Origin of the sequence: Bradyrhizobium cosmicum (genome assembly GCF_032290525.1) — a bacterium.
GTDB lineage: Bacteria > Pseudomonadota > Alphaproteobacteria > Rhizobiales > Xanthobacteraceae > Bradyrhizobium > Bradyrhizobium cosmicum_A.
The window spans coordinates 1-25355 of sequence record NZ_JASXTA010000041.1; the positions used below are offsets into that span (position 1 = coordinate 1).

Sequence of the window (25355 nt, forward strand, 5' to 3'; positions counted from 1 at the left end):
AGGTCTTCTGAACGCCAGAAAACTCAACAAAGGCATTGTTCGTGCCTGGCATCGACCCTCTTCCCTCCCCCGCTCGCACTGGCGCTTCCGCTTGCGCCGCGCTGACCGAAGACTGGACGACGACCTCTCTTACGGATTGCAGCAGTTGCGCGCGCGGCCAAGATCGCAGCGACGCACCTGCATAAGGCGCTACCGATTGGCTCACAGTGTCCTCCCCTTCCGCTTTTGACTCTGCGGTCTGGCGGTCAGCAGAGAATTCTCTTTTAGAGATGTGTATCCGCTGACGGCGCTGGCTTTCATCGATATGGAAGCCGAACAGCTGAAATTATGCGCTGGATCATACGAGTCTGACGCTTTAACGCGCTGCACTCCAGATTTGCCGGTCGCGATCATGATACGCTGACGCATGCCGCCGGAGAACTAGTGCGCATGATTAGTAAGCCGGCTACGCGCATCTGGCATCCGGACGCGATCAAGCAGTTCGCTTGCGTTGTCCTAATCCATCTTGCACGGCATTTGCTTGTAGACTCTCTTTCCGCAAACCACCAAACTCTGCGACCAGGCCGACTGCGTAGAATACGGGCGCGATTAGGTCTGCCGGGGCCTTCAGGCGAACGATACGCTCGTGGCGCAGTGCCCATCACGTGAACAGATGACAGGCCACCATACGGTGTCCCTCGAGAAGCAGTTCCGGTATCTTTTCTTTGCAGAGCGGCATCACGTGCGGACAGCGCGGATGGAAGTGGCACCCCGTCGGCGGACGCTGTGCGCTCGGTACCTCGCCTTCGATCGTCTGGCGGCTACGCTGGGCCTCAACCAGCGGGTTTTGGACCGGAATGTGCAGGTTGATCGGCTCGGCGATCTGCAGTTCAATGGTTAGGATTGAGTGACGTCATCGGCTCCTGGAAGATCATGGCAATCCGATTGCCCCGGATGGCCCGAATCTCCTTGTCGCTGAGCTTCGTCAGGTCGATGCGATCGAAACCGCCGGTGATGCGGCCGGGCGGATTGGCACGAGCCCGACCCTGGACAATGCAGCCATGCTTTTGCCGGAACCGCTCTCGCGGGCAATTGCGACCGTCTCGTCAGGCTCGACGTCGAATGAGACGTCCTTGACGGCTGTGAACGCGCCGGGACCTTCACCACACTTGGTAGTCAGGCGGTGGCGGCGCACTTGCAGAAGTGGCGTACTCACTGAAAGGCTTACTCCGAAATCTTACAGTGAGTGCTTTGCCGCGGAAAGGTGCAATATGGCCAACTCACGGCGGCCAACGCGCCGCCGATTGTTTGCGTCCGTGTGATTGTCGCGCTCGCTCAGTAACCCATTTTCTTCTTTAGGTCCTGGTCGATCCAGATCCGGGCGTAGATCGGGCCCGGGCGCACCGCGCCGGCGCGTAACTCGCCTGCATAGCCCTTCACCCAAGGCCACCATGCTGTGAAGTAATAAGGTGTCGGCAGCCAGATGTATGGCGCCTGGTCGAGCATCTCGGTGGTCATCGCCCGTATCTGCGACTGGCGCTTGGCTTCGTCTTTTTCCTGATAGACGGCTTCCATGCGCTCGTCGAGCTTTGGATCGCTCCACTGTGATGGGTTCCAGGTCTGCCCTGTTATGAAGCTCTTGCGAATTGTGGTCGTCGGGTTCGTGTGGCCGTTGCTCATGAAATATCCAGCTGCAAGCGTCCTTGTCGTCATCGCCGACAGGAAGGCCGCATACTCCATTGGCTGGATTTCCATCTTCACACCGACCTGCTCGAGATAGGCCGCGATCAGCGGAATGAGATCCATGTGGTCCGAGGCGCATGAGCAGACCTGCGCCTTGAAGGTGAAGCCGTTCGGATAGCCTGCTTCCGCCAGCAGCTTCTTGGCCTTGGCCGAATCGTATTTGAACAGCTCCTGCACGCTCGCGGGCTGCTCGTTCAACGGCTGAAAGTAGCCGGCGTACTCCGGATGTTGCGGATACGCGAACAGCTCAGCATTGCCGTTGTAGTAGGCCTTGATGATCTCGTCCCTGTTGATCGCCAGGTTCATGGCGCGACGGACGCGAATGTCGTCGAACGGCTTCTGGTCGACGCGCATGGATAGGAACGTGCCGCTGGGGGCAAGCCACTTGTTCCACTTCAGAGCGGGCGTGCTCTTCTTGAGCTGCTCGGCGTCCTGCCAGCGTATATATTCCATGATGTCGAGCTTGCCGGTACGCAGCGCAGTAACTTGCGTCGAATCATCCTTGATGATGCGATAAATGAGCTTGTCGACGTAGGGGAGCTTGAGCTCCTGGTCATTGATCGTTTCCTTGTCCCAGTAGTCGGGATTCTTCTCGTAGGTCTGGGAGTTGCCCTGCACGTAATTCGTCAGTTTGAACGGTCCGGTGCCGTTGACGTTTTTCCAGTCCGCAGCGCCGGCCTCAACGACCTCCTTCGGCATGATGCCGGAGTAATAACCGTATCCGAAGCGGTAATCCCACTCGGCGTTGAACTTCGACATCTCGAACACGACCGTGTACTTGTCCGACGCCGTCACGTCCTTGACGTAATCGAAATAGTTTTTGACAGCCTTCGGACTGCTTGCCAGCCGCTTGTAGCTGAACACCACATCGTCGGCGACGAGTTCCCGCTTCGCCATCACCCCGGATTTCTCTGGAAACATCACGCCCTTGCGTAGCGTGATCCTCATGCGCAGGGGATTTTCCAGCCATTCCCATTTCTCGGCAAGCTCGCCGCGAATGAGGTTCTGCGGGATATAGGCTTCGGATATGAAGTCGTTCTGGCCGCCGCGCGACTTGGCCTTGGACAAATCGGCGGCAAAAAGTTGCTCATAGACCGCACCAGTGTCGTGATTGTGCTTCCACGGCCAGTCGTAGCTGTCAAACGACAAAGCCGAGAGCGTCGCAGAAACTGTCGAGATCGATAAAGTGCCACCGTATTTCGGCGTCTCAAGTTTGGTCTGGGCGCATGCCGCACCGGCGATGAGTACGAAGCTCAGTGCGCTCGCACCAGCAAATCTGCGGAGTGTATTGGTTTGCATCGTTTTCTCCCTCGAATGAATTCTCGTTCTTTCAACGATGGCCACGCATCCGCGGATCGAGTAGGTCGCGCAACGCGTCGCCGAACATGTTGATGCTGAACACGACTAGCGTCAGGCAGATCCCCGGCGCGAGCGCCATCCAGGGCGCAAGATACATGTAGTTGCGGGAGCTTCCCGTCAGCATGCCGCCCCATGATGGCGCCGGCGGCGGGACACCAAACCCCAAAAAGGACAGCGATGCTTCGGCTAGAATGGCCGCGCCGACGCGTGTGGTGAACAGCACGATCACGGACGGCATGACATTCGGCAGGATGTGCCGCCAAAGTATGCGGTTGGTGCCGCAACCAATCGACTGAGCGGCGTGGATGTAAGTTTGCTCGCACACCGACAGTACGGCGCTGCGAACGATGCGGGATCCGGCAATTCCAAAGAAGCAGCCGAGCGTGACGATGACTGAAAGCATGCCGGGGCCGGCCACCGCAACGACGACGATCAGAACGACGAGATCGGGAAAACTCATCCAGGCATCAACGAAACGCTGGACCAGCATGTCGAATCGCCCGCCAAGGTAGCCCGTGGTAGCGCCGAGAACGATCGAAATGAGCGTCGCAAGAGTAGCCGCCGAAAAACCGATGATGACGGAGAGGCGCGCCCCATAAATGACACGGGACAAGATGTCCCGGCCGAGATTGTCGGTGCCAAACCAGAATTGGCCGCTCGGCGGCTTCATCCGGTGGATCAGCATGATATGGTTGTAGCCGTAGGGCGCTAGTAGATCGGCAAAGATTCCCGCAAACAGGAAAATCAGGCAGACCACCGCACCAGCAGCACCAAGCGGTTTTTCGCGAAATAGGCGGTAGAAGAATTCGAAGACAACGTTCGGGCGCTTGACCGACGCCTGACGGCTCGCGTGCGTGCTCTCGGTGATCTCGGCCATCAGCGGTTCCTCACCTTCGGGTCAAGAAAGCCGTAGCTCAGGTCGACCAGCAGATTGATGAATACGGTCGCCACCCCGAAGACGAGGAAGACCCCGGTGATGGTCGGATAGTCGCGCGAACTCACGGCCTCCAGCAGCAAAAGGCCCACACCGGGAATGACGAAGATCTGCTCGAGGATAACCGCGCCGCCGATCAGCGCCCCCGCCTGCAAACCGACCAGGGTGATGACGGGGATCAGGGCATTGCGGAGCGCGTGGCGCAGGACGATCGTGCCAGTGGAAAGCCCCTTCGCCTTCGCTGTGCGGATGTAGTCGTGCCGCATCACCTCCAGCATCAGCGTGCGGGTCAGCCGCATGGTTATGGCCGAAAACGCGAAGCCGAGGATCAGCGCCGGAATGAGCAACTGCAGGAAATTGCCAAAAGGATATTCCGAGAAAGGAATGAACTTCACTGACGGTGACCATCCCCACCAGATTGACGGGAACACCATCACAAGCGTGCCGACCCAAAACCCCGGAACTGCGAGGGCGAGGATTGAGAATGTGCGAAGGATGTAGTCGACGATCGTATCTTGCTTCAGCGCAGCATAGACGCCAATCGGAATGCCGACGAGGAGCGATACAATGAGCGCAAGGATCCCAAGCTCGAAGGTGATCGGCAGGCGGTAGAGGATTTCGTCCATTACCGGAGTGTTGGTCCACAGCGAGTTGCCCAGGCTTCCCTTGAATAAGAGCGCGCCCATCCACTTGAAATACTGGATGTAAATCGGCGCATCGAGCCCAAGCGAAACCTCCAGTTGGTCTCTGGTTTGCTTGGCTGCGCTCACGTCATTCTGCGAGAGCATCAGGTCAATGATGTTGCCGGGTATCAGCCGAATCGCGATAAACACAATGAGAGAGGCAAAGATCAGCGTCGGAATCAACGCGAGTAAACGACGTAAGACGTAACCCTTCATCACTCCGCCGCTTCTCCCAGCCTTTGGCTGCGGATCGGCGCAACGCGATCTGCGACCAACGGACATATGTTTCGCTGATGGAGATAGTACCGGCGTGATAGTACCGAATTTCACCAATTTGGCACGACGAAGAGCCGAAACTCTGCGCCGGATCCGGAAAACTCGCTGATTTATCTCAGCCGCATTTCCCTCGGAAACTTCTGATACTTGGGAGGCATTGTCGTTAAGCGAGCGCTAAGCTGGGACGCAGCTATCGATGATCCGGGACCTGCAGTGCACGCTGGAAGTGATTTAGCGGATCTAATTGTGAGACTTGACGTGTCGTTCGGGTCATACGCGACACTTTCGGTGCGTGAACTGCTGCTGCGCGATACAATCATAGACCGCCTCATCGAATTGGCGAGTGCCGCCATTCATGTCAATGAAGGTGAGCGGGCCGTCTTCGGCGGTCCGGGCTGCGCTGGAGCCGCGACAGGCTGTGCTGCCGGTGGTCACGTTTAGGGGGCACCGCAAGCTCGCGCATGTGCGACAGCGACCACCTGATTGGTCGCGAAGATCAAGGAGCCCTATGACCCTATCCTCTACGCGCGGAATGCGCAGTCGAGAGAGGTATTTTCCAAAGGGACCGGCACAAGATTTCCTTGGGAGCAGCTGAATATTAGGCGCCCGTCGCGCCTGAGCTATTCTGCGGGATGAAGCCACCAGAGCGCTCTTCGCTTAGATCAGGCCACCCGCGAGGCCGGGTTCGCATTGCCCGATCGGTGACTCTTTGGAGCAGAACAGCATTCGTCCATCCGTCCAACTGGTAATAGATGCCCAATCGCCAAGAGGCTTAACCAGCGAACATGCAACCCTTGCTCAACGAGCCAGGGGCGACTCCAGCGCTGTCAAGCGAGAGGCAATTCTGGTCGTGTAAGCCGCCGACGTGATGAAATTCACGGCACAGACGGACATGTCTGCAGGCGATTTCTGAACTGACCGGAAACGGCATCCTGCCTCATACTCTCGAACGCCGCACGCTCCGAGCATCTTGGACGGCGCAGACCACCCACTCGAGTCGGACGCGGTACGTGGTGCAGGTAACCACAGTCCACATTCGGTTTGGAAAGGTATTGGACCACGGGCCCGATGTGGCTCCGCATCAGAGGAGCACTGCCCGCCCTTGGATCATGCTTAAGTTCCTTCGTTCTTCAGTTGCTCCGTGCGACTGCGCATCAAGTGCGCGATGGCGAGCAGCAACGCTGTCAGGATTATCGTGAGCGTCGATACGGCCGCGATCGTCGGATTGAGCTGGAAGCGCAGATCATCCCACATGCGCCGCGGCAGCGTGACAGCGCCAGAACCAGACAAGAACAGCGCTATGATCACCTCATCGAAGGAGGTGATGAACGCGAACAGCGCGCCGACGAGGACGCCCGGTCGGATCAGGGGCAAAGTTACTTGCCACAAGGTCGCACCAGGTGTCGCGCCTAGGCTCAAAGCCGCATGCTCAAGCTTGGGATCGATTCCAGCGAGGCTGGCGCTGACGCTAGTCACCACGAACGGCACGGCCAAGCACGTATGCGCCAGCACGATGCCCATGGGCGAACCGACCAGCCCGTAGCGGGAGAAGGCGTAGTATACGCCGATTGCGATGACTATTCCGGGCACGACCAGTGGTGAAAGAACGAGCGCGGTTGTGAAGATGCGTATTGGTCTTGGCAGGCGAACGATGCCGATCGCAGCCAGCGTTCCGAGCGTGGTCGAAAGCGCCACGACAGCTGCCGCCACCCAGAGGCTAAGCCAAGTTGCGTCAAGCCAATCAGAATCCCCGAAATACGCCTTATACCATCTGAAGCCAAAGGCCGGTGGCGGGAACGTGAGATACGCCGCCGAGGAGAAGGAGAGCACGAACACCACAACAATCGGAAGAGCAAGGAATAGCAGGATGAGCGCAACGATCAACGACGGCACGAAGCGGACAGCACTCATCACTTGCTTGTCCTAAAGGTGTTGCCAACGCCAGGCAGGAGCTGCGCAATGGAGACTAGGCCGAGCGCGACCGCCAGCAACAATGTGGAAAGAGTGGCGGCGTAACCCCAGTGAAGTTGATCGACTTCCTGAGCAATCAGCATCGAGAGTGTAATATCACGAGAGCCGCCCACCATGGCCGGTGTAATGTAGAACCCGAGCGCCAGCACGAAAACCAGCAGCATTCCGGCCGCGACACCTGGCATCGACAAGGGAAACGTCACTTGCCGGAAGGTGCCCCACGGTGTGGCGCCGAGACCAGAGGAAGCCAGCGCCAGCGAGGGATCAATCTGCCGCAGCGCATTGGCAATCGGCAGGATCATATAGGGTAACAAAATGTGAACCATTGCGATCTCCGTCGCAAGCGTCGTGTTGAGCAGCCGGAGCGGCTGTTCGATTATACCGAGCGCCATCAGCGCCTCGTTGATCATGCCGTGACGGCCGAGCAGCACCATCCAGGCGTAGGTCCGTACCAGCACGGAGGTCCAAAATGGCAGCAGGATCACAACCAAGATAAAGGGGGCGCTTGATCGGGCGCGAGAGAGAGCAAGAGCCACCGGATACCCCAACATCAGAGTGCTGAGCGTCACGATGAAGGATGTGCTGAGCGTGATCCAGAGAACCTTTAGAAATACGACGTCGCCTGGCAACGCTGCATAGTGGTCCAGCGACCAATTCGGATCGTTCAAGCTGCGCAGCAGCATGGACACGACCGGAATGGCGTAGAACACGACCATGTAGAGGAGGAGCGGCGCGGCGAGCAGCAGCGGGGTGAGCCATGGTATCTCGCGCCTCCACCTGCTCCACTTCCATCGGCCACCTAAGATGCGCATGGATGAGGTCATGCTCGAGTCAGACATTGGACACCCTATACGATGATCGTGTCTGCGGTCGACCAGGCGATTTCCACGCGATCACCAACGTCGCGGCGGCGGACCGTGGCACTGGAAGCTTCCTTGAGAACCATGGAGGTCCCGTTCTCGGTCTTCAGCAGGTATCGGCAACGCTCGCCGGCAAATACGGACTCCGTTACTGTAACAGCAATTCGGTTGATCGCATCGGACTCGGCAAGCCGTTCGGCGAAGCGCAGCCGCTCCGGACGGGTTGCCAACGTAATCTCCGCGCCGATTGCCGGACGCTGTGAGGTCACGGCTCGCAGCAGCACGCCCCCGCACTCCGCAACGACCATGTCATTTTCCAGACGGCGCACAACCGCAGGAAGAAAATTGGACTCACCGATGAAGCTAGCCACGAATCGATTGCAGGGCCGGTCATAGAGATCCTCCGGCCGTCCGACCTGCGCGACCTTCCCGTCGTTCATCACGACGATGCGGTCCGACATGGTGAGCGCCTCTTCTTGATCGTGAGTCACATAGATGAATGTGATGCCGAGTTCTGCGTGCAGCCGGCGCATCTCAAGCTGAAGATTCTCTCGCAATTGCTTGTCGAGCGCCCCCAGTGGTTCGTCCATCAACAACAGACGCGGCTTGAAGACCAGAGCACGCGCCACTGCCACGCGTTGCTGTTGCCCTCCGGAAAGCTGGCGCGGATAGCGCCCGCCATAGCCGGGCAGATGCATGAGTTCAAGCGCCTCGTCCACCAGGCGTGCCCGCTCCACTTTCGGAACGCGACGCTGTTTCAGGGGAAAGGCGATGTTTTCGGCCACGGTCAGGTGTGGAAAGAGGGCGTAGTTCTGGAACACCATACCGATGTTGCGTCGATAAGGCGGGGTATCGACTACCGACACACCGTCAATGGCGATGTCGCCCTTGCTGGGAGCCTGGAAGCCCGCGATCATCATGAGCGTCGTAGTCTTGCCTGAACCGCTGGGGCCCAACAACGTGAGGAATTCGCCGGATTGAATATCAAGCGATACTCCGGCCACAGCTGCGACTCCACCGTAACTCCTCTCCAAGTCACTGAGCGACACCGAAGCCCCGCGAAGACAACCATCGCCCTTAGGCAGAGCCGAACGGCCCGACGCTTCGTTCATAGGATCCCTCTCGGGTAGCCTTAGAGCACCAATTGAGGACGACAACGAACGTCTCCAAGGGCTACGTAATGAATCTGATGGGCGGTTGCCTTGCGTCGGTCCGGTCACTCGTCACAATCATAGGACACGACGCTTCTCGATTCAGGCGCGGTCGGCACCCCGTCCCGGCGCGACGTCACCCCTGGGAGGCGAGAGGGACTCGTGACTGCAGATGCTGATGTGGCCGTTGGTACCGCCGCTTTTGCGTCGGCAATGAGCCGTGTAAGCTACGCAGCTCTTCGCTCCAAGCGGCAATTCAACTTGAGCTCGATGCAGCGGAGACGCCGGAACCGGGAAAGAAGGCATCAGCCTAACAGCCATTTGTTGAACTTGGCGACAGCCATATCTTGATTGGCAATCCACCAATCGTAGTCGTACTGGATCAGCTGTTTCTTGATCTCAGGCGCACTCGGCAGCAAAGCCGTTCGCTCTGGCGGTATGTACTTAAAGGAGCCTTCATTGACGGGCCCATATGGTATGGAGAGTGCAAAACGCGCCTGCGGAATTGCCATAGTCGAATAGGCCACGAACTTCATGGCATTGGCCTTGTTCTTGGCTCCCTTAGGAACCCCCCAACCGTCACGCCGGGCCACGCCCTGATTCCAGCAGATCGTCGCCGGCACCCCTTGCTCCTGCAACGCCGCCATCCGGCCGTTCCAGACCGTGGTCATGACGACTTCGCGATCGGTCAACATCTGCGGCGGCTGAGCGCCGGTGGTCCACCACTTCGTCACGCTCTTTCTAATCTTTTCGTAGCTCGCGAGAGCCTTGTCGACATCGAGCGGATAGAGCTTGTCAGCGGGTATGCCGGCCGCCATTAGAGCGAACTCCAACTCCGGATGCTCAGAGCCGATGCCGTATAAGGCGCGGCTGCCAGGAAATTTGCCGACGTCCCAGAAATCGGCCCAGCTTGCAGGCGCGGCCCCGTTGAATGCATCGGTGCGGTAGGCCATCACGCTGGCCCAGACCAACATTTCCAGCCCATATTCGGACCGGTATTCTTTGCCGACACCATCGTCGACGAGGGAATAGTCGATTCTCTCAAAGTAATCGCCGGACTTCATCAGGTTCATGATGGAGCCGTTGCTGAGCTGTACGATGTCCCATTCGACGTTGCCGGTTTCAACCATGGCCTTGACTTTGGCCTGGTCGGCGCCAGGAAGGGCGCGCACCTTTATCCCGGTCAGCCTCTCGAACGGCTCGAAATAAGCCTTCTGCTCTGCCTGCTGCAATGCGCCACCCCAAGTGGCGATACGCACTTCGCCCGAACCCTTGAGGATGTCGGGGACGGTGGTCTGCTCTGGCCAAGCCGATTGTGCGCCCGCCCAGCGGCTGACGAAAGGTGCAGCGAGCCCGGCGGTGATCAGGCTGACAGCGCGGCGGCGATTCATGGTCACGATCGGACGTCCACCCATAGGCCCTCCTTTTCTTTCAGTTCAGCGTCCCTGGAAGCGTTAGGAAACATCGACATTCACCAATGACCGCAGGATTGCGCTCAAGCGATGCAAGCAGTGTCAGCCGCGGTTAGGACGCTTCTTCGCGCGAGGCAGAACCAGATAATTCTTGGATCGTAGAGGCGCCCAACGCATAAAAGCCGCGAAAATCGCCCACAAAAGCAGAAAATCCTACGAATTGAGACGCCTTGCTGCGTTTTGAACGCCGAGCAGACCGATAGCTCTCTTCGGGTCGGGAAAAACGGAGCGCCCCTCAGACACTTCGTTGCTCTCCCAAGGAGGCGCAGAAGTTTCGCTTGGCCTGACGTCAGAGAGGCGAACAGACGAGTGATCGGCTGCACAGGTTTGGGAATCGCTCTAGCGGCGGAATTCAGCTCCCCCGGCCGCTCTCTGGCTCTAGGCCACCTTTCGTTGAGATAGACGATCTCGCCGCTATCACAAGAGGCGGCGCAAGCGCGTGACCAGGATGCTCAGCGTCTTGCCATTGTTGAGGCAAGCCATTGCGGTCAAGACTCCAGCTATGGGCTGATCCCGACGGAATGACACAATCGCAGAAAACCGGTCTGCACCCGTCCTAGACGAAATCAACATTGATAAAAGACGCGCCTGTCAGTGATGGGTGCGCTGCCGGTCTCAACAGTGCACGAAATTGAACAAGTGCGCGAAATTGATATTGGCAACTCAGCCGATGACCGACGATCGAGCTGCCGCGCGCCACAATTCATCCTCTGTGCCGGCGGCCTTGCTGGATGGATGTGTCCGCGACGGTCGTCCAGCACGATCGGCCGCGACGACGAACGCGCGGTCGATCCGTCCAGCTGCCCGCCCCGATCCGATGACAGCGATCGGGGCGGAAGTTGTCATCACGCCTTCTTCCGGTAAGCCCAGCAATCGATCTCGACGAGAGCACCATTCCACAACTCATGCACAGCCATCGTCATTCGAGCCGGCGGATTATCGTCCGTTGAGGAGGGGAACACCTTTGTGTATTCGGCGTGCATCGCCTCGTAATCGCTCCACTTCACCAGGTAAACGGTTGCCTTGACAACGTCTGCGGAGGTGAGGCCGTTGGCCTCAACGATGTCCAGGAGATTCTTGAGTGCCTGCCGGGTCTGTGCGGCGACTTGCGCGGCGCGGTCACCAGGGGCGGTCACGAGTCCTCCCGGAGCAGTACCCAATTGGCCCGCGACGTTCAACAAATCGCCCGCCCAACGGGCTGGGCTACAAGGAAGCTGCTTGCTCATATCGTGTTCATACCTTTCCTGAGTGGTCGACATACATGACGAAGACATTAAGAGGAGCTGATCAATCTCCAGGAATGTTATTCTGAACGTCGCGCAGAGTTTCACCGAGCTTTAATCACTGTCGTATCATTTCGAACGCACTTGCGGTTTTTGAGCGGCTTTACGGCGCGGTGCTGCGAAAAACCGCTCTGACACGGCGTCAGCCGTTGCCGCGCGCGGGTGCCAATGATCAGAGGCGCGCCAACTCTATTGAAGCCAGAATTCTTGGCGTTGCTCGTAGTGCGATGCTCAACAAGCGGCCGAACTCGCGGTCATCCGGGAGGCGGACTATCTCAAAGGCAATGACTGCTGACAGCGAGACGGCTGCGCCCCGTAGGGGGCGACTGCGGTTGTTGCTGTTTTACCCCCGAGGGAAAGCAGGAGTGCCGTAATACGTGGCGTGTACGCATCCAGTCCGCGTCATGTCCTCGCACGTTCGGAGGCGCGAAACCGTTGTGCCGAAGTGGGATCGTTGCAATTGTCAGGGACATTCGCGATCATCTTCGAAAATACGTCTGCGGCCACCAGCATGCTCCAAAGGTCGCACGATAGTCCTGGAGTGCACCCCCAGGGCGATCTGCGGGGTTGCCTAATCCGGTTGTTGAGAGCTCGAGGAAGCGCAGCGTTGCATTCGAAGTGTGAAGCGGGACAAGCGCCTCCCGCGGACCGAGCGTCTGGCCGCTGCCGGTCCCATGGGACAGTCGCAGGTCAGTGTGTCCCAGCCACCTGCTCCCAGAGGCGGAAGAAGTTGCCACCCATCACTTTTCCTACTTCCTCAACGGAGTAATCCTCAGCCAACAGGCCATGAGCAATGGCACGGAAGTTTGCTTCTTCGCCGAATTCCGCCATGTATGCCGGTTGCAAGGAACTGCCCACCTCGCGGATAAGGTCGCTGCCGATGCCGACGTGATCGATGCCGACGAGCCGCGTGATGTGATTGCAGTGGCGCATGAGGTCGCCCAAGCGAGGCATCCATTCTCGGACGAGAATGATGCCGATGACCCCGCCCTTCGCCGCGATCGCCCGGATCTCTTCGTCCGTGAGGAAGCGATCGAAGCCAATCTGTTCTTGCCCATTGTAGAGGCTCTGAACGCCAGTATGGCTGCATATCACGGGGTGCGAAGAGAGCGCGAGGGTGTCCATGATCGTCTCGGTATTGGCATGCGCCAGGTCGATGATCATCCCAAGCTCATTGCACGCACGAACGACCTCACGCCCAAAAGGCGTGAGGCCCCCGGGTGAATAAGGGAAGGTCTGGACGTGCCCGACTTCGTTCGCACGCATGTGAACCAATTGCAGGAGTCGCAAACCGCGACGATGGAACTCATGCAAGTTGTCGATGAGCCCTTCCAGGCTGTCCGCCCCCTCGAGAGCTGGCAGCAACGCGAGCTTCCCTTCACGCTTGGCCGCTCGCACGGCTGCCGGGCTTTCCGCCAGCACAGCGTCACCGTCCTTAATTGTCTTCAGTATGGCGGACAGGCGATCGAGGTCGAGTGCGAAAGGCTCGCCGCGCTTTGGACGGTACCGGCCGCGAAAGGCGGCTCCGGATCCGGGCGGGTATTGGCCGGATTCATCGCGCTTCACGCAGCTATACGTCGCGTCGCCGACGAGGCTGCACACGACAAGGTCCATGAGACTCGAGCGATATCGATCGAGTTCGTCGGACCCGATGCGCGGCACGCCGGGCCAGCAGAAGCCGCTCGGATGGGCATGTATGTCGACGAATACGGTCTGCTGATGGATCTGTTCGAGTTGATCCGGGCGACTTGCGTCATCCATATTTGCCTCCGTCATGCGCGCGAGCGCTCTATTAAAGACTTGTATCGAACGTGGCGTATGCTCGCTTTAGCATCCAAGGCGGAACTCTAGGAGGGACGCGCCCAAGACTGGATACCGGATGCTCTCAAACAGCGACAGATAAGAACGCAGGAAGCCTAGGCTGCCGTCGTGAAGCTGCCACTCGCCGAGATCACTGGACCCGCCATGCCAGCCAGCGTTCCCCGATGTGTTCAAGATTGGTCTTGCCATCAGGGCGCTTGGCGGCAACCCACGCCGAATCCTCGCGGACCACCTTCGAGGCATTCTCCGGATTGATGCTGAGCAGCGGAACGAGATCAGAAGGCAAATGCTTCAGCTGATTTGTATTTGGTCCGGGGTACCCGGTACCCAGGGTAAAGCCCGCAGCAACAGCGGCTCGATTCAGGAAGGCAATCAGCTTCTGCGCCTTTTCGGTGTTCGGCCCACCCTTCAATACCACCCCATACGTGTAACTCACGTATGCGCCATCCCAAGCCATCTGAACGGGTGCCCCTTGACGAATTGAGCTGATGGTTCGACCGTCGAAGCAACTAGTCATGACGACTTCCCGGTTGATCAGCAACTGATTTGGCTCGCTGCCCGCTGTCCACCACTTCGCGACGTGCGGCTTGATTTCGTCGAGCTTCTTGAGCGCCCTATCGATCTTGTCATCGGTCAGCGGCCAGATGTCCGATTTCGCAACCCCGTCGGCCAGCAAGGCGATTACAATGTCGATTCTTGCGGTTGCTGCCAGTCCCGTGAGACCACGCGGACCCGGGAAAGCTTTGACATTCCAGAAGTCAGCCCAGTTTCTTGGCCCATGATCCCCAAGTGCCCGCTTATCGTAAACGAGCAACTGCGCCGATGCGAATACCGGGACCGCCGTCTTGAGACGGACCGATTCGGGTGTCCCCTCTAGGGATTCAGAATCCCACAGGCTGTAGTCGATGGGTACGAACATGCCAGCGTCGTCCATGGGCGGAAAAACGGCCGCTTGCAAGAAAGCCGTGTCCCAATCGACCCGTCCCGCCTGGTTCATCGCCTTGACCTGAGGGTCGGAAACATCAGCAATCACGTCGACCACCTTGATCCCGGTTGCTTCCGTAAACGGGTCGTAGACGTGTTTGCGAATTCCCTGAGTAAACAGACCGCCATATGAGAATGCGACGACTTGGCCGGAACCGGCGAGCTTATCCTTGGCAAAGGCGGTCGTGGATTGCGCGATGGCCGGAATAGCCATAGCCGCGGCTGCAGCCCGCAAAACGTCCCGGCGATTGAATTTAGAGTTCTCATCGGGAACCGAATTTATGCTCTTCGACGGCCCTTGCGGCGCTGGACGTTTGTTGTCCTTGATGATGTCCCCCTGGCCAGTCGAACGTTGAGCGTCAAACTGAGGCACTTTAAGCGAAACGCCAGATGAATAACTGCATCGATGCAGCTTTGGTGCTGGAGTTCTGCGCGCCGGCGCTTTCTTTTGCAGGAATTGAAAGCAGGTCGCCTCGGGACCGATTAAACGCGCAAAGCTGTGGCTTACGGGGCCTACAGATCTTCAGAGGAATATTCTCGTTGCGAGGGAGCGCGAACTTAGGGCGGCTCATTCAAGTGCCGGCCACGGGGATGTCGCCGGCAGCTTCAAGTCCACTGTCTGAAGACACCCATCCAACTCGCGCGTCTTTGCGCATGGTGGTACCCCTTGTCCATCTGAGCCGAAGGTCCCGTTGTGCTAGCCGAGCAGCGTGACCAGCATCTGACCGAATTGATTGTGGTCGCCCTCGATCTGACGCGATCTATTCGTCGCGCGATGCGCTCGGCACATCTGCGCGCCGGAGAGCACCTAGAGTTTTCCGGATTCCGCCTCGCGGACGAGAGACTATTAGCCGAGGAAGGTTGCCCCACTTTGACACCTTTGACGATCTCTCGATGAGTTTTCTGGCGAGCGCCATAGTGCCAGCAAATCAATACGTCTAACACGTAGGCTAACGCGATAGCTCCAGCTGAATTGCTGCGACTGCAGCATGCACCCGCCCTGAAGGTTGTAACGGACGAGTCCGCGTTTCCAGCGGCCTCAGATCCGGCATGGCACAAGCCATGCCGGATCTAGTACGTTTAGCCGCGCTTCTTGAGACCAAGAATTGCCCGCGCCTCAGCGGGTGTGGCGACGCTGGCGCCCATGCGCTCGATAATCCCAACCGCATTTTCGACGAGTTCGGCGTTGGAGGCGAGCACGCCACGTCGAAGATAAATGTTATCCTCTAGTCCTACTCTGACGTGGCCGCCCATGGTGACCAGCTGTCCGACCATTCGCATTTCGTCCGGGCCGCAGCCGAATCCACCCCAGGCGGCGCCCGGAGGGAGAATCTCTCGCATCGCCTGGAGAGCGATCGGAACGCCCGGCGCACCATAGCCCGTGCTGAGACAGAACTGGAAAAGAGGCGGCGCCTCGATCAGCTGTTCAGATATGAGCCTCTTGGCCGTTTCAATATGGCCGAGATCAAAGCATTCAAGCTCGGGTTTGACGCCGGCTTCTCGCATGAGCTTGGCAAGCTCACGCAGATCCGACATGCGCGCGACGAAAATGCGTTCCCCGAACGCCATCGTGCCGCAATCCAAGCTGCTGATCTCTGGCTGAAGTTTGACGGCGTGAAGACAGCGCCCCAAGGGGGTTTTAAGGGTACTTGTTTCACCAATCTTTAGCGGCTCGATGGAATCGAGCACGAGTTCGCCATCCATTCCGCTGGTCAAGTTGATGATGACGTCAGTCGATGCATCACGAAGCTTCTTGACGACCTGTTCATAGAGATCGAATCGGTTCGATGGCGCTCCGGTGCCTGGGTCGCGGACATGAATGTGAACGACCGCGGCCCCGGCCTTCGCTGCGTCCAGCGCCGCATCCGCGATTTGCGAAGGCGTGATCGGAATCTTGGGATGTTTCGCAACAACGGCAGAATTGCCGCCGGTCACGGCACACGTGATGATAACTTTCTCTGACACTTGAAAACTCCTGTGTTGATACTCTTCCATGCGATCAGTGGGGCGACGGCCCAACTAAGCGAGGTTTTCTGCCGGTAGTGGCTTATCCTGACGGCGCCTGTGCCTCGCAAAAAGCGTCGATCGATGGCTGTGATCGTTTCAGACGCCGTGATTCGACAGTCCGGCCCGGCACTGGGCTAGGAGTACCTCGATCACCATCCTGTCGCGGGCAGCCGCAAGTTCGGTCCGGCTGCGGTCGGCGGACATGGCGCGGCACCCTTCTTCCATGGCCCGGATGAATTCAGGCGTGAACTCTGGCGGTTTCACGTGAGAGAGAGACGGTTCGCTGCCCTGATAGAAGCGTTCGAAATAGGCGCCGATACCGGCGGGATTTCCCATGTTGCGGACCATGCAGGGGCCAATTGCGCTCCAGCGTGGGGCGAGACCATGCACGACTGCGGCGTCGATCTGCTGGGGCGTTGCATGGCCCTCGGCAACCAGGTGCATTGCCTCCCGCTCCAGCGCCGCCTGCAGATGGTTGGCGATGAAGCCAGGGATCTCGTGATCCATGCGAATAACGATTTTCCCGATTGACTGATAGAACGCCTCCGCAGCGGCGAGCGCCTCCTTGCTGGTGTGCGCTGCGCCGGCGACCTCAACCAGCGGAATGAGATAAGGGGGGTTGAACGGGTGTCCGATGACGACGCGGGGCGATCGCGAGCCTTCTGCCTGTAGATCGGCGATGGTGAACCCGGAGGTGGACGTGGCGATGACCGCATGGGCAGGCACCAGCGGTTCGATCTCAGCATAGAGTTTTCGTTTTAGCTCCAGCCGTTCGGGAGCACTCTCTTGCACGAAATCGGCGGCAGTCACCGCCTCCGCCGCTGTCTTCGCCCAGGTCAGACTGCCGCGATCCTCGGCACGCGCGCCGAGGCGCTCCTGGGTCGGCCAAGCCGTCTTGAGCAGTTCATCGAGGCGATCTTTGGCGTCTGGCGCCGGATCCCACACGAGGACGTCGAGCCCACGCGCCAGAAAGTGCGCAACGAATCCGCCGCCAATGATTCCCGTACCAATGCACGCAACTTGGCGAATCTGACCTGGCCCACGAAAAGCGCTCATAGCTTGGCCTCGTCTCGGTTGAGCTTGCCAACCTGATAAATTGTCATTGATTGTTCCTTCTCTCGCATCGGGAGTTTACGCTGGATCACGCCGCCGGATGAAATCCATCGGACTTCCACGTGATTAAATGGTTTGAAACATCGCGGTGGTCGGCCCCGCACTATTTGCCCTTCCAAACGGGGGCGCGCTTTTCGGCAAAGGCCCGAGCACCTTCAAGGCTGTCCTCCGACCCATAGAGTACGTCGACGGTCGCAAGCTGACGGCGTGTCAACCGGTTCATAGCGTCCTGAAACGAGAGCGATTCAGAGACACGCGCTGCTTCTTTGATTGCCGCAAAGACCAAGGGCGGGCCATTAGCGAGCAGGCGTGCGACCTCCCAGACCCGTTCTTCGAGCTTTTCCCTCGGCAGCACCTCGTTCACCAGACCCCAGCGATGCGCCTCAGCCACATCCATCCACCGCCCGGTGAAGAGAAGCTCCATTGCAATGTGATAGGGCATGCGTTTCGGCAGCCTGACCGATGCTGCATCCGCCAACGTTCCCGCGCGGATCTCCGGCAGCGCAAAGGAGGAATGATCGGAGGCGTAGATCAGGTCGCAGGAAAGCGCCAACTCGAAGCCGCCACCCACCGCCATACCATTGACGCACGCGATCACAGGTTTGTTGAGACCGCGCAGTTCCTGCACTCCCCCGAATCCGCCGATGCCCCAGTCGCCATCGGCCGTCTCGCCCTCCGACCTCGCCTTCAGGTCCATCCCGGCGCAAAAGAACTTGTCGCCGGCGGTCTTGAGAACGGCGACGCGCAAATCCGGATCGTCGCGAAAGGCCTTGAAGGTTTCGCCCATCAACCGCGACGTCTTGGGATTGATTGCGTTAGCCTTGGGCCGGTCCATGGTAACTTCGAGAATTGCGCCTTCGCGATGGATCCTGATCGCTTCAGACATTCTTGTCTTCTCCGTACACGAGCAACGCATCCGCGATCCAGGCCCCCTTGCCTTCGGCACAAACGATCAGCGGGTTGATATCGAGTTCCTCGATCTCGGCATTCTGCTGCACGAAGGCAGCGATGCCCGCTATGGCCCCGATTGCCGCTGTCACGTCGGCCCTGGGCCGCCCCCGGTACCCTTCGAGCAATGGGTAAAGCTTAAGGCCGCGCAACGCTGCCTCGATGTCACTGTGTGTTGCCGGCAGCATCAGAGTGGCACTATCGCGCAAAAGTTCGACCAATACGCCGCCTGAGCCCAACGTCATCACCGCGCCGAAGATCGGATCGCGAGTGAATCCGACGATGAGTTCGGCGACACCATCGCGCACCATGCGTTCAACATAAAGCTCTTTGGTTAGAGCCAGCAGATCGCGTGCCGCATTCTTGATGGCTTCAGCGTCCCTGAGGTTGAGCCGCACGGCTCCGACCTCAGATTTGTGGCTGACGCCGAGCGCCTTCAGCGCCACTGGGAAACCAAGCGCCTGGGATGAGGTCACCGCCTCGGCTGCGCTACCGGCGCGCCTGCCTTCGGGCACTGGCAGCCCGGCCTGGATCAGCCGCGCCTTCGCCGCTGCTTCATCGAGCGTAGTACCGCCGGCTGCGCGCGTGCCAGAACCTGAAGTGTTGACCGGTTGTGCCTCTGGCTGAAGCCAGGCGGAGCCAATGAAAGCGGCCGCTTGGGCGGCATCCAAGGCTTCGGCAACGCCGAACAGCGGTGTGATCCCCCGCGCCATCAGTTGTAGGGCGTAGTCTTCAGGCATGTTCTCGTGCAGCGAGGTGACGATTGCTCCATTCGCCTTGTTGCTCTTCAGCGCCGCTTCGAATGCGCGCACGATGGTCCAATAGGGAGCAGCGTTCGAACAGCGGTCGGGGCGCTGGAAGTCGAGCACCGCCATATTGAGATCGAAGCCGCCCGACACCATTGCGGTGAAGGTGGCGGTCAACGCCGGCTCGTTGTTCCAGGTGAATGTGTTGTAATCGAGAGGGTTGGCCACCGCAACCAGCGGCCCGAGCGTTGATCGAACACGTGCGCGGTGTTCCTCAGTGAGACCAGGGAAGCGCACCAAGCGACTTTCCGCGGTGTCAGCCATTATTGAAGCTTCGCCACCCGAGTAGCTCATCGACGACAGGCGATATCCCGACAATGGCCCGGTGACGTGCAACAGTTTCAGCGTTTCAATAAAAGTGGGAAGGGAATCGACCCGGGCGATTCCGAGCCGCTTCAGGAACGCGCCGGATGCGGCGTCGGAACCAGCAATCGAAGCCGTATGCGAAATCGTCGCCTGCCGGGCCTGCTCCGAACGGCCGGCTTTCATGGCGATGATCGGCTTTCTCAACTCTCGTGCACGCGCCGCCAGTCTTTCGAAACCGGCCACTGAGTCGAAGCCTTCGATGTGCAGGCCAAGCGCGGTCACGCGCGTATCCTCGATGAGGCCGTGCGCAATTTCGGAAAGCCCGGTCTGCGCCTGATTTCCAGCTGTCATCAAAAAGGCAATGGGCAAACCGCGCTTTTGCATCGTCATGCTGATGGCGATGCTGGAGGACTGCGTGATGATGGCGACGCCAAGTCCACCCTCGGCAAGTCGGATTCCACCATGCTGGTCCGGCCATAAAAGCGCGCCGTCGGCGTAATTGATCAGGCCGTAGCAGTTAGGACCGATGATCGGCATCTCGCCGGCGGCGGCGACCAGTTCGGCCTGCAGCCTCTCGCCGTCTGCGTCATCGGCTTTCGTCTCAAGGAAACCGGCGGCAAAACAAACAGCACCTCCGGCATTCCGCTCAGCCAGCGCCCTGATCACCTCTATGGTGAGGTGCCGGTTGACGCCGACCCAAGCAGCATCCGGCGAGCCAGGTAGCTCGGCCACGGAACGGTAGGCTTTCCGGCCGGCAACCTCGTCTTTGGTGGGGTGGACTGGCCAGATCTCTCCAGCAAAGCCCATCTTGATCGATTGCGCGACGACAGTGGCTGCCTGCTTACCGCCAAACACGGCGATCGATTTGGGCCGCAGAAGACGCTCGAGCTTGCTCATTGATCAGCCCCGTTGCGCGCCAAAGCCAGCGAAATGAGATCGAGGCATTTTCGGCCCTCCTCGCGATTGTGCTCGATGCGGAGCGGCGCAGCCCGCCCGACCGGAAGGTGTGATGACGGAGACGCGAGAGCTAAAGATGACATTCGAATTCGACCGGGCTTGTTCTTCAATTGACCTGCCCGTTACTGAGCCCTCCAAGGCCGGCAAGCCGCTTCAGGTGATGGTCGGCATCGCCAAAAAGCATGTCGAGCATGGTCACATGCTTGAAATAGTGGCCGATGCTGTACTCCATTGTCATTCCAATGCCACCATGAAGCTGGATGGATTCATGGCCGATTGCCTTCGCGGATCGGCCGATCTGGACCTTCGCCGCGGAAATGGCACGCTCGCGCTCGATGGCGTCATCCTCACCCGCCATCATCGCGGCGTACATGGCCATCGAGCGCGACTGCTCCAATTCGACAAACATGTCGACCGCGCGATGCTGCAGTACCTGGAAACTACCGATCTTCTTGCCGAACTGCTCGCGCGCTTTCAAATAGTCGAGCGTGATCTGCTGCATTGTTTCAAAACAGCCGACAGCTTCCGCGCAGAGCGCTGCGACCGCCTCGTCCGCCACCCGGGTGATGATTGGAAACGCGCCTTCTGGATCCCCAATGACGTCAACATTCTTGATGCGTACATTCTCTAGGATGATTTCGGCCGCACGCAGACCATCCTGTGTCGGATAGCCACGGCGGCTAAGGCCCGGCGCGTCGGCGTCAACAATGAAGAGACCGATCCCATTCCTCTCGCGTGTATCTCCGGAGGTGCGCGCAGAGACGACGATCTTATCGGCAGTATCGCCGTGCAGGACGAGGCACTTCGTGCCATTCAGTATCCATTCGCCGCCGTCTTTTTTCGCCTGCGTCTCGACGTCGAACAGATCGTAGCGCGACTGCGGCTCGGCATATGCGAAGGCGAGCTTCAATCGGCCTTCCGCGATACCGGGGATCAGGTCGGCCTTTTGTGCTTCGCTCCCCCCAAGCCGAAGTAGCCCGCCGGCAAGGACAACCGTTGCGAAATAAGGCTCGAGGATCAGCGACTTCCCGAACGCCTCCATTGCAATCATCGTCTCGACGGCGCCGCCGTCGAAGCCGCCATGATGGTCAGAGAATGGCAATGCAAGCAGCCCGATTTCTGCGTACCGTGCCCACATTGCGTCACTATAGCCTTTTGCGTCCGTCTGATAAGTGCGGCGCTTCTCAAAGCCGTAGCTGTCGGCCAACAGTCGCTCTACGCTGTTTTTGAGGAGCTGTTGTTCCTCCGATAGGTCAAAGTTCATGATCAAAAATCTCCTGGATGAGGGGCGCCTCGCCAATCTCGTTCGAGCATCACAGACCGAGGATTGCTTTTGCGATGATGTTTTTCTGGATTTCTCTGGAGCCCGAATAGATTGACGCCGCGCGGCTGTAGAAGTAGCCGGGCGCGATCGTTGCAGCCCAGTCGGGGCCAATCGGCGGCTCGTTACCTTCGAGGTGGTCTTCCGAAAGATAAGGAAGGCTGTAAGGACCAGCTACGTCCATCAGCAACTGCGCAATCTCCTGCTCGATTTCGGCGCCCTTGAGCTTTAGGATGGAGCTTGCAGGATCCTGCGCACTCTTGTGCTGCCTCGAGGCGTTCGCTAACACCCGAAGCTGCGTGATCTCGAGCGCCTTCAGCTGGACTTCGACGGCCGCGATCTTCTCGCGAAACGAGCCTTGGTCTATGATCGGCTCCCCGCCGACGCAGGATCGTGCGGCAAGGTTCTTGATGCGACCGATGCTTTCCTTTGAAGAGGTTACGCCAGCATCTGAAAACCGCTCGTTGGCGAGGAGAAACTTAGCGTAATCCCAGCCCTTGTTCTTTTCACCGACCAAATTCTCGATCGGAACACGAACATTGTCGAAGAAAATCTCGTTGACTTCGTGACCACCGCTGATCAACTCGATAGGGCGCACTGTAACACCAGGGGTCTTCACATCGACCAGGAGGAAAGAGATACCCTGCTGTTTCTTCGCTTCGGGATTTGTTCTCACCAAGCAGAAGATCCAATCAGCGTATTGCGCCCAGGTCGTCCAAGTCTTCTGACCGTTGACGATATAGTGGTTGCCGTCACGTACTGCCCGCGTTCTGAGCGAGGCAAGGTCTGAGCCGGCGCCTGGCTCCGAGAAGCCTTGACACCACCAATCCTCAGCGTTGGCGATACGCGGCAGGTAGTACTTCTTCTGGGCCTCATTGCCGAAGGTGTAGATTACGGGACCGACCAGAGACTCGCCATAGCCAAACTGTGTCCAGGCGGGAAACGCCCGCACCTCCTCTGTGAAGATGTAATATTGAACCGGGGTCCAGCCTGCCCCCCCGTACTCCTTTGGCCAGGTGGGCACGCCCTTCTTGTAGAGGATTCGCACTCCGGCGGCCTTTTCGTCTTTCGACAGCTTTCGCCCTTCAGCCAACTTGCGCCGCAACTCCGGCGGCATGTTGTCACGCAAGAGCTGACGTATGTCTTCGCGGAATGCCCGCTCTTCTTCTGTGAACGCGATATCCATCGATTTCTTTCGGTGAGCAATTCTGGCTTCAATCTCAACGCTGCCGGATGCTGGCGCCGACGCGTTCGGGGCGAGGCAACTTGGCGTGCCGTTCGGCAAGTTCTAGCAGCCGCTCGCGAACCCTACCCCGCACGGGCGCGCTACGCCGGCTGCTGGCGTCGACATGAATTAGCATCTGTTCCGACATCGCAACCGGCTTGTCGTCCGCCTCGCGGGTGAGGACGTGAAAGACATGAAGGCGCTTGTCCTGTGCACCGAGCACCTGCGTGAGAACCTGGGCGCGGTCGCCGGCGCGCAACTCCCCGAGATGGAATAGGTGGGTCTCGACGGTGTAGAACGCACCGCACTTTGACCGGTACTCGCTGTCTACGCCGACATAACGTTCCAGGGTGCCTGTGGCTTCACTGAAGAGCTGGAGGTAACGGCTCTCATTGACGTGTCCGTTACTGTCGAGCCAGTCAGAGGGCATCTGGGCCGGCGGCATCCGCAGTGGTCCGCAGCCATCGTCGATTTGGAAGTTGGCCTCGCGCAGCCCCTGCTCCCAAAGGGCAACCGTCTCGCCCGCGCCATAGCCCTGCGAACGCAGTCCTTGAAGAAGGGCCACGTAGCAGTCGTCGCGTTTCTGTTCGATTTCGAGGCCGCTAAGCTTCTCACCTCGATCGTCTGCTTGCTTGGCGAGCTTGTCGAGAAAGGCGTCCGTGAGCTCTGGCACCTTAGTGAGCTTCGACCACGGCCACTTCAGCATCGGCCCCCATTGCTGCATGAAGCGGCGCATGCCGCCTCCGCCGCCTGGCATGCGGAAGGGGCCCATAATCGCCCGGCGCAGCCCGAAGGAGTAGCGGATGGCGTCATCGACCTCCTGCACCGTGGCTAGATCATCGTGCACCAACCAGAGCGCCTCGCGCCACATTGCCTCCTGGAGCCGGTTTGCGATGAAGCCGTCCACCTCTTTGCGCACCACGAGCGGGTGCATTCCGAGTCCCCGGTAGATCTCCGCCGCCCGTTCCAGCGCCTCGGGTGCCGTCCTCTCCCCACCACACAGTTCGACCAGCGGCAGCATGTAGACAGGATTGAAGGGGTGCGCGACAAGAAAGCGCTCCGGCCGATCCATCTCAACCTGTAGCAAGGATGGGCGCAGACCTGAGGTGGACGAGCAGATCAGCGTCTCCGGCGCGGCCGCTCGGCTGGCGGCCCCGAGGAGTTGCTGCTTGAGATCCAACCGCTCCGGCGCCGACTCCTGCACGAGATCGGCGCCCCGCACCGCCTTGGCAATCGAATCCACAGCCGACAGACGTCCCTCAGGTGGCAGCGCGACTCGCGTCAATCGCCGATATGCCCGCCGCGCGTTCTCCAACTGCTGTTGTGCGCGCTCCAGTGCACCAGGCGCGGGATCGTGTAGCCGCACGTCTACCCCGTTAAGAATAAAGCGCGCAGCCCAGCCGCCACCGATCAAGCCGCCCCCTAACAGTCCGACTGTTCGCAGCCGCCTCTCAGACATGGGCCTTCACCTCACGATGGACGCTGAGCGCCGCCTCTTTGCGCACGCCGCTCGGGCTCGGCTCAAGACATCTGCAGCGCCCACTCGGCCAATCCGGCGTTGGTCGTCCGCCGCGTCTGTGGTGAAGGGCATGGATACGCACAATGGTGGCGTCAGCCCGAGCCGCGTCGATGACCGACTCTGTTGTCTGCACCTGGGCCAGCGGCGCATGCGGACTCCACTCTACCGGAACCCGACGTCGCGCAACCGCACAGGCGATGACTGCCTCCGAAACCATTCCACCCTCTACCGCTGCTGAAACACTCAGCTTGAACACGGGGAGCGACAAGTTTTGTCTGCGGGATTTGTACTTCGCCCCTCGATCGGGTTTTGATCGATAACGGCGGATGAGAAGCCGAAATCCTGCGCATCTTCGCTAACGTGCGAAGGTTTTGCTACGCGGCTCTCGGTTTGATGCAAGGAGATCACTCAAGCGGGACAGATCGGAGCGGAAGGACGAAACACAAATCGCTTTACGCATCCTGCGCGTCAGAAGGAGGCTCATGAATTCGGCGCAAGATCTGCAGGCACAGCTTCCATTTATCGATCCGGCGGATTGTGTACCCCACACGGGCAATGCCGGCGCTCCGTGTATGAGAACAGAAGGGTCGCCTAAGCCGAGGATTGAGCCAGCGCGAGCAGGTGAGCAAAGTCTCTG

At 59.2% G+C, this 25355-nt stretch carries 18 protein-coding genes; all 18 read right to left on the reverse strand.

Annotated features, from left to right (window positions below; translation table 11 throughout):
- Window positions 1-640: 640 nt before the first annotated feature.
- Window positions 641-883: an oligopeptide/dipeptide ABC transporter ATP-binding protein gene (locus QSV46_RS41590; protein WP_409997274.1), complete on the reverse strand. Its 243-nt coding sequence runs from the start codon at window positions 881-883 to the stop codon at window positions 641-643.
- A 431-nt stretch (window positions 884-1314) separates the two neighbouring features.
- Window positions 1315-3066 carry an ABC transporter substrate-binding protein gene (locus QSV46_RS37505; RefSeq protein ID WP_314963702.1) on the reverse strand — a complete coding sequence of 584 codons (1752 nt, stop codon included), beginning with the start codon at window positions 3064-3066 and terminating at the stop codon, window positions 1315-1317.
- Entirely contained in the window at window positions 3053-3958 is a 906-nt protein-coding gene (locus QSV46_RS37510) for an ABC transporter permease (protein ID WP_314963705.1), read from the reverse strand. Before QSV46_RS37510 ends, QSV46_RS37505 begins: the two co-directional genes overlap by 14 nt.
- On the reverse strand, window positions 3958-4914 hold the full coding sequence (locus QSV46_RS37515; protein ID WP_314963708.1) for an ABC transporter permease: 957 nt from the start codon (window positions 4912-4914) through the stop codon (window positions 3958-3960). The genes QSV46_RS37510 and QSV46_RS37515 overlap by 1 nt, the downstream gene beginning before the upstream one ends.
- Window positions 4915-6087: 1173 nt before the next feature.
- Window positions 6088-6885, reverse strand: coding sequence for an ABC transporter permease (locus QSV46_RS37520; RefSeq protein ID WP_314963710.1), 798 nt, complete (start codon window positions 6883-6885; stop codon window positions 6088-6090).
- Window positions 6885-7769, reverse strand: coding sequence for an ABC transporter permease (locus QSV46_RS37525; RefSeq protein ID WP_314963714.1), 885 nt, complete (start codon window positions 7767-7769; stop codon window positions 6885-6887). The genes QSV46_RS37520 and QSV46_RS37525 overlap by 1 nt, the downstream gene beginning before the upstream one ends.
- A 23-nt stretch (window positions 7770-7792) precedes the next feature.
- The gene (locus tag QSV46_RS37530) at window positions 7793-8809 is read right to left on the reverse strand and encodes an ABC transporter ATP-binding protein (RefSeq protein WP_314963716.1); all 1017 of its coding nucleotides are present in this window, start codon (window positions 8807-8809) and stop codon (window positions 7793-7795) included.
- A gap of 452 nt (window positions 8810-9261) precedes the next feature.
- Window positions 9262-10347 carry an ABC transporter substrate-binding protein gene (locus tag QSV46_RS37535; protein WP_314963755.1) on the reverse strand — a complete coding sequence of 362 codons (1086 nt, stop codon included), beginning with the start codon at window positions 10345-10347 and terminating at the stop codon, window positions 9262-9264.
- Between the two features lie 926 nt (window positions 10348-11273).
- Window positions 11274-11654, reverse strand: a complete 381-nt coding sequence (locus QSV46_RS37540; RefSeq protein WP_314963718.1) for a RidA family protein — start codon at window positions 11652-11654, stop codon at window positions 11274-11276.
- A gap of 747 nt (window positions 11655-12401) precedes the next feature.
- Window positions 12402-13487: a dipeptidase gene (locus tag QSV46_RS37545; protein WP_314963721.1), complete on the reverse strand. Its 1086-nt coding sequence runs from the start codon at window positions 13485-13487 to the stop codon at window positions 12402-12404.
- A gap of 175 nt (window positions 13488-13662) precedes the next feature.
- Complete coding sequence (locus tag QSV46_RS37550; protein ID WP_314963724.1) at window positions 13663-14730, reverse strand: ABC transporter substrate-binding protein; 1068 nt, start codon at window positions 14728-14730, stop codon at window positions 13663-13665.
- Window positions 14731-15596: 866 nt separating this feature from the next.
- The gene (locus QSV46_RS37555) at window positions 15597-16481 is read right to left on the reverse strand and encodes a 3-keto-5-aminohexanoate cleavage protein (protein ID WP_314963728.1); all 885 of its coding nucleotides are present in this window, start codon (window positions 16479-16481) and stop codon (window positions 15597-15599) included.
- Window positions 16482-16619: 138 nt separating this feature from the next.
- Window positions 16620-17579: a 3-hydroxyacyl-CoA dehydrogenase NAD-binding domain-containing protein gene (locus QSV46_RS37560; protein WP_314963731.1), complete on the reverse strand. Its 960-nt coding sequence runs from the start codon at window positions 17577-17579 to the stop codon at window positions 16620-16622.
- Window positions 17580-17739: 160 nt separating this feature from the next.
- Complete coding sequence (locus tag QSV46_RS37565; protein WP_314963733.1) at window positions 17740-18522, reverse strand: carnitinyl-CoA dehydratase; 783 nt, start codon at window positions 18520-18522, stop codon at window positions 17740-17742.
- Entirely contained in the window at window positions 18515-20593 is a 2079-nt protein-coding gene (locus tag QSV46_RS37570) for an acetate--CoA ligase family protein (protein ID WP_314963736.1), read from the reverse strand. Before QSV46_RS37570 ends, QSV46_RS37565 begins: the two co-directional genes overlap by 8 nt.
- Window positions 20594-20759: 166 nt before the next feature.
- On the reverse strand, window positions 20760-21917 hold the full coding sequence (locus QSV46_RS37575; RefSeq protein WP_314963739.1) for an acyl-CoA dehydrogenase family protein: 1158 nt from the start codon (window positions 21915-21917) through the stop codon (window positions 20760-20762).
- Window positions 21918-21966: 49 nt separating this feature from the next.
- On the reverse strand, window positions 21967-23160 hold the full coding sequence (locus tag QSV46_RS37580; RefSeq protein ID WP_314963742.1) for an acyl-CoA dehydrogenase family protein: 1194 nt from the start codon (window positions 23158-23160) through the stop codon (window positions 21967-21969).
- Between the two features lie 34 nt (window positions 23161-23194).
- Window positions 23195-24658 (reverse strand): 3-hydroxyacyl-CoA dehydrogenase NAD-binding domain-containing protein, encoded by a 1464-nt coding sequence (locus QSV46_RS37585; RefSeq protein ID WP_314963745.1) that lies wholly within the window; start codon window positions 24656-24658, stop codon window positions 23195-23197.
- Window positions 24659-25355 lie beyond the last annotated feature (697 nt).

Excerpts from the sequence above, each read along its gene's own strand:
- QSV46_RS37510 (WP_314963705.1), bottom strand. The coding sequence starts at position 3,958 with ATGGCCGAGATCACCGAGAGCACGCACGCGAGCCGTCAGGCGTCGGTC.
- QSV46_RS37515 (WP_314963708.1), bottom strand. The coding sequence starts at position 4,914 with ATGAAGGGTTACGTCTTACGTCGTTTACTCGCGTTGATTCCGACGCTG.
- QSV46_RS37520 (WP_314963710.1), bottom strand. The coding sequence starts at position 6,885 with ATGAGTGCTGTCCGCTTCGTGCCGTCGTTGATCGTTGCGCTCATCCTG.
- QSV46_RS37525 (WP_314963714.1), bottom strand. The coding sequence starts at position 7,769 with ATGACCTCATCCATGCGCATCTTAGGTGGCCGATGGAAGTGGAGCAGG.
- QSV46_RS37535 (WP_314963755.1), bottom strand. The coding sequence starts at position 10,347 with ATGAATCGCCGCCGCGCTGTCAGCCTGATCACCGCCGGGCTCGCTGCA.
- QSV46_RS37540 (WP_314963718.1), bottom strand. The coding sequence starts at position 11,654 with ATGAGCAAGCAGCTTCCTTGTAGCCCAGCCCGTTGGGCGGGCGATTTG.
- QSV46_RS37545 (WP_314963721.1), bottom strand. The coding sequence starts at position 13,487 with ATGACGGAGGCAAATATGGATGACGCAAGTCGCCCGGATCAACTCGAA.
- QSV46_RS37550 (WP_314963724.1), bottom strand. The coding sequence starts at position 14,730 with ATGGCTATTCCGGCCATCGCGCAATCCACGACCGCCTTTGCCAAGGAT.
- QSV46_RS37560 (WP_314963731.1), bottom strand. The coding sequence starts at position 17,579 with ATGAGCGCTTTTCGTGGGCCAGGTCAGATTCGCCAAGTTGCGTGCATT.
- QSV46_RS37565 (WP_314963733.1), bottom strand. The coding sequence starts at position 18,522 with ATGTCTGAAGCGATCAGGATCCATCGCGAAGGCGCAATTCTCGAAGTT.
- QSV46_RS37570 (WP_314963736.1), bottom strand. The coding sequence starts at position 20,593 with ATGAGCAAGCTCGAGCGTCTTCTGCGGCCCAAATCGATCGCCGTGTTT.
- QSV46_RS37575 (WP_314963739.1), bottom strand. The coding sequence starts at position 21,917 with ATGAACTTTGACCTATCGGAGGAACAACAGCTCCTCAAAAACAGCGTA.
- QSV46_RS37580 (WP_314963742.1), bottom strand. The coding sequence starts at position 23,160 with ATGGATATCGCGTTCACAGAAGAAGAGCGGGCATTCCGCGAAGACATA.
- QSV46_RS37585 (WP_314963745.1), bottom strand. The coding sequence starts at position 24,658 with ATGTCTGAGAGGCGGCTGCGAACAGTCGGACTGTTAGGGGGCGGCTTG.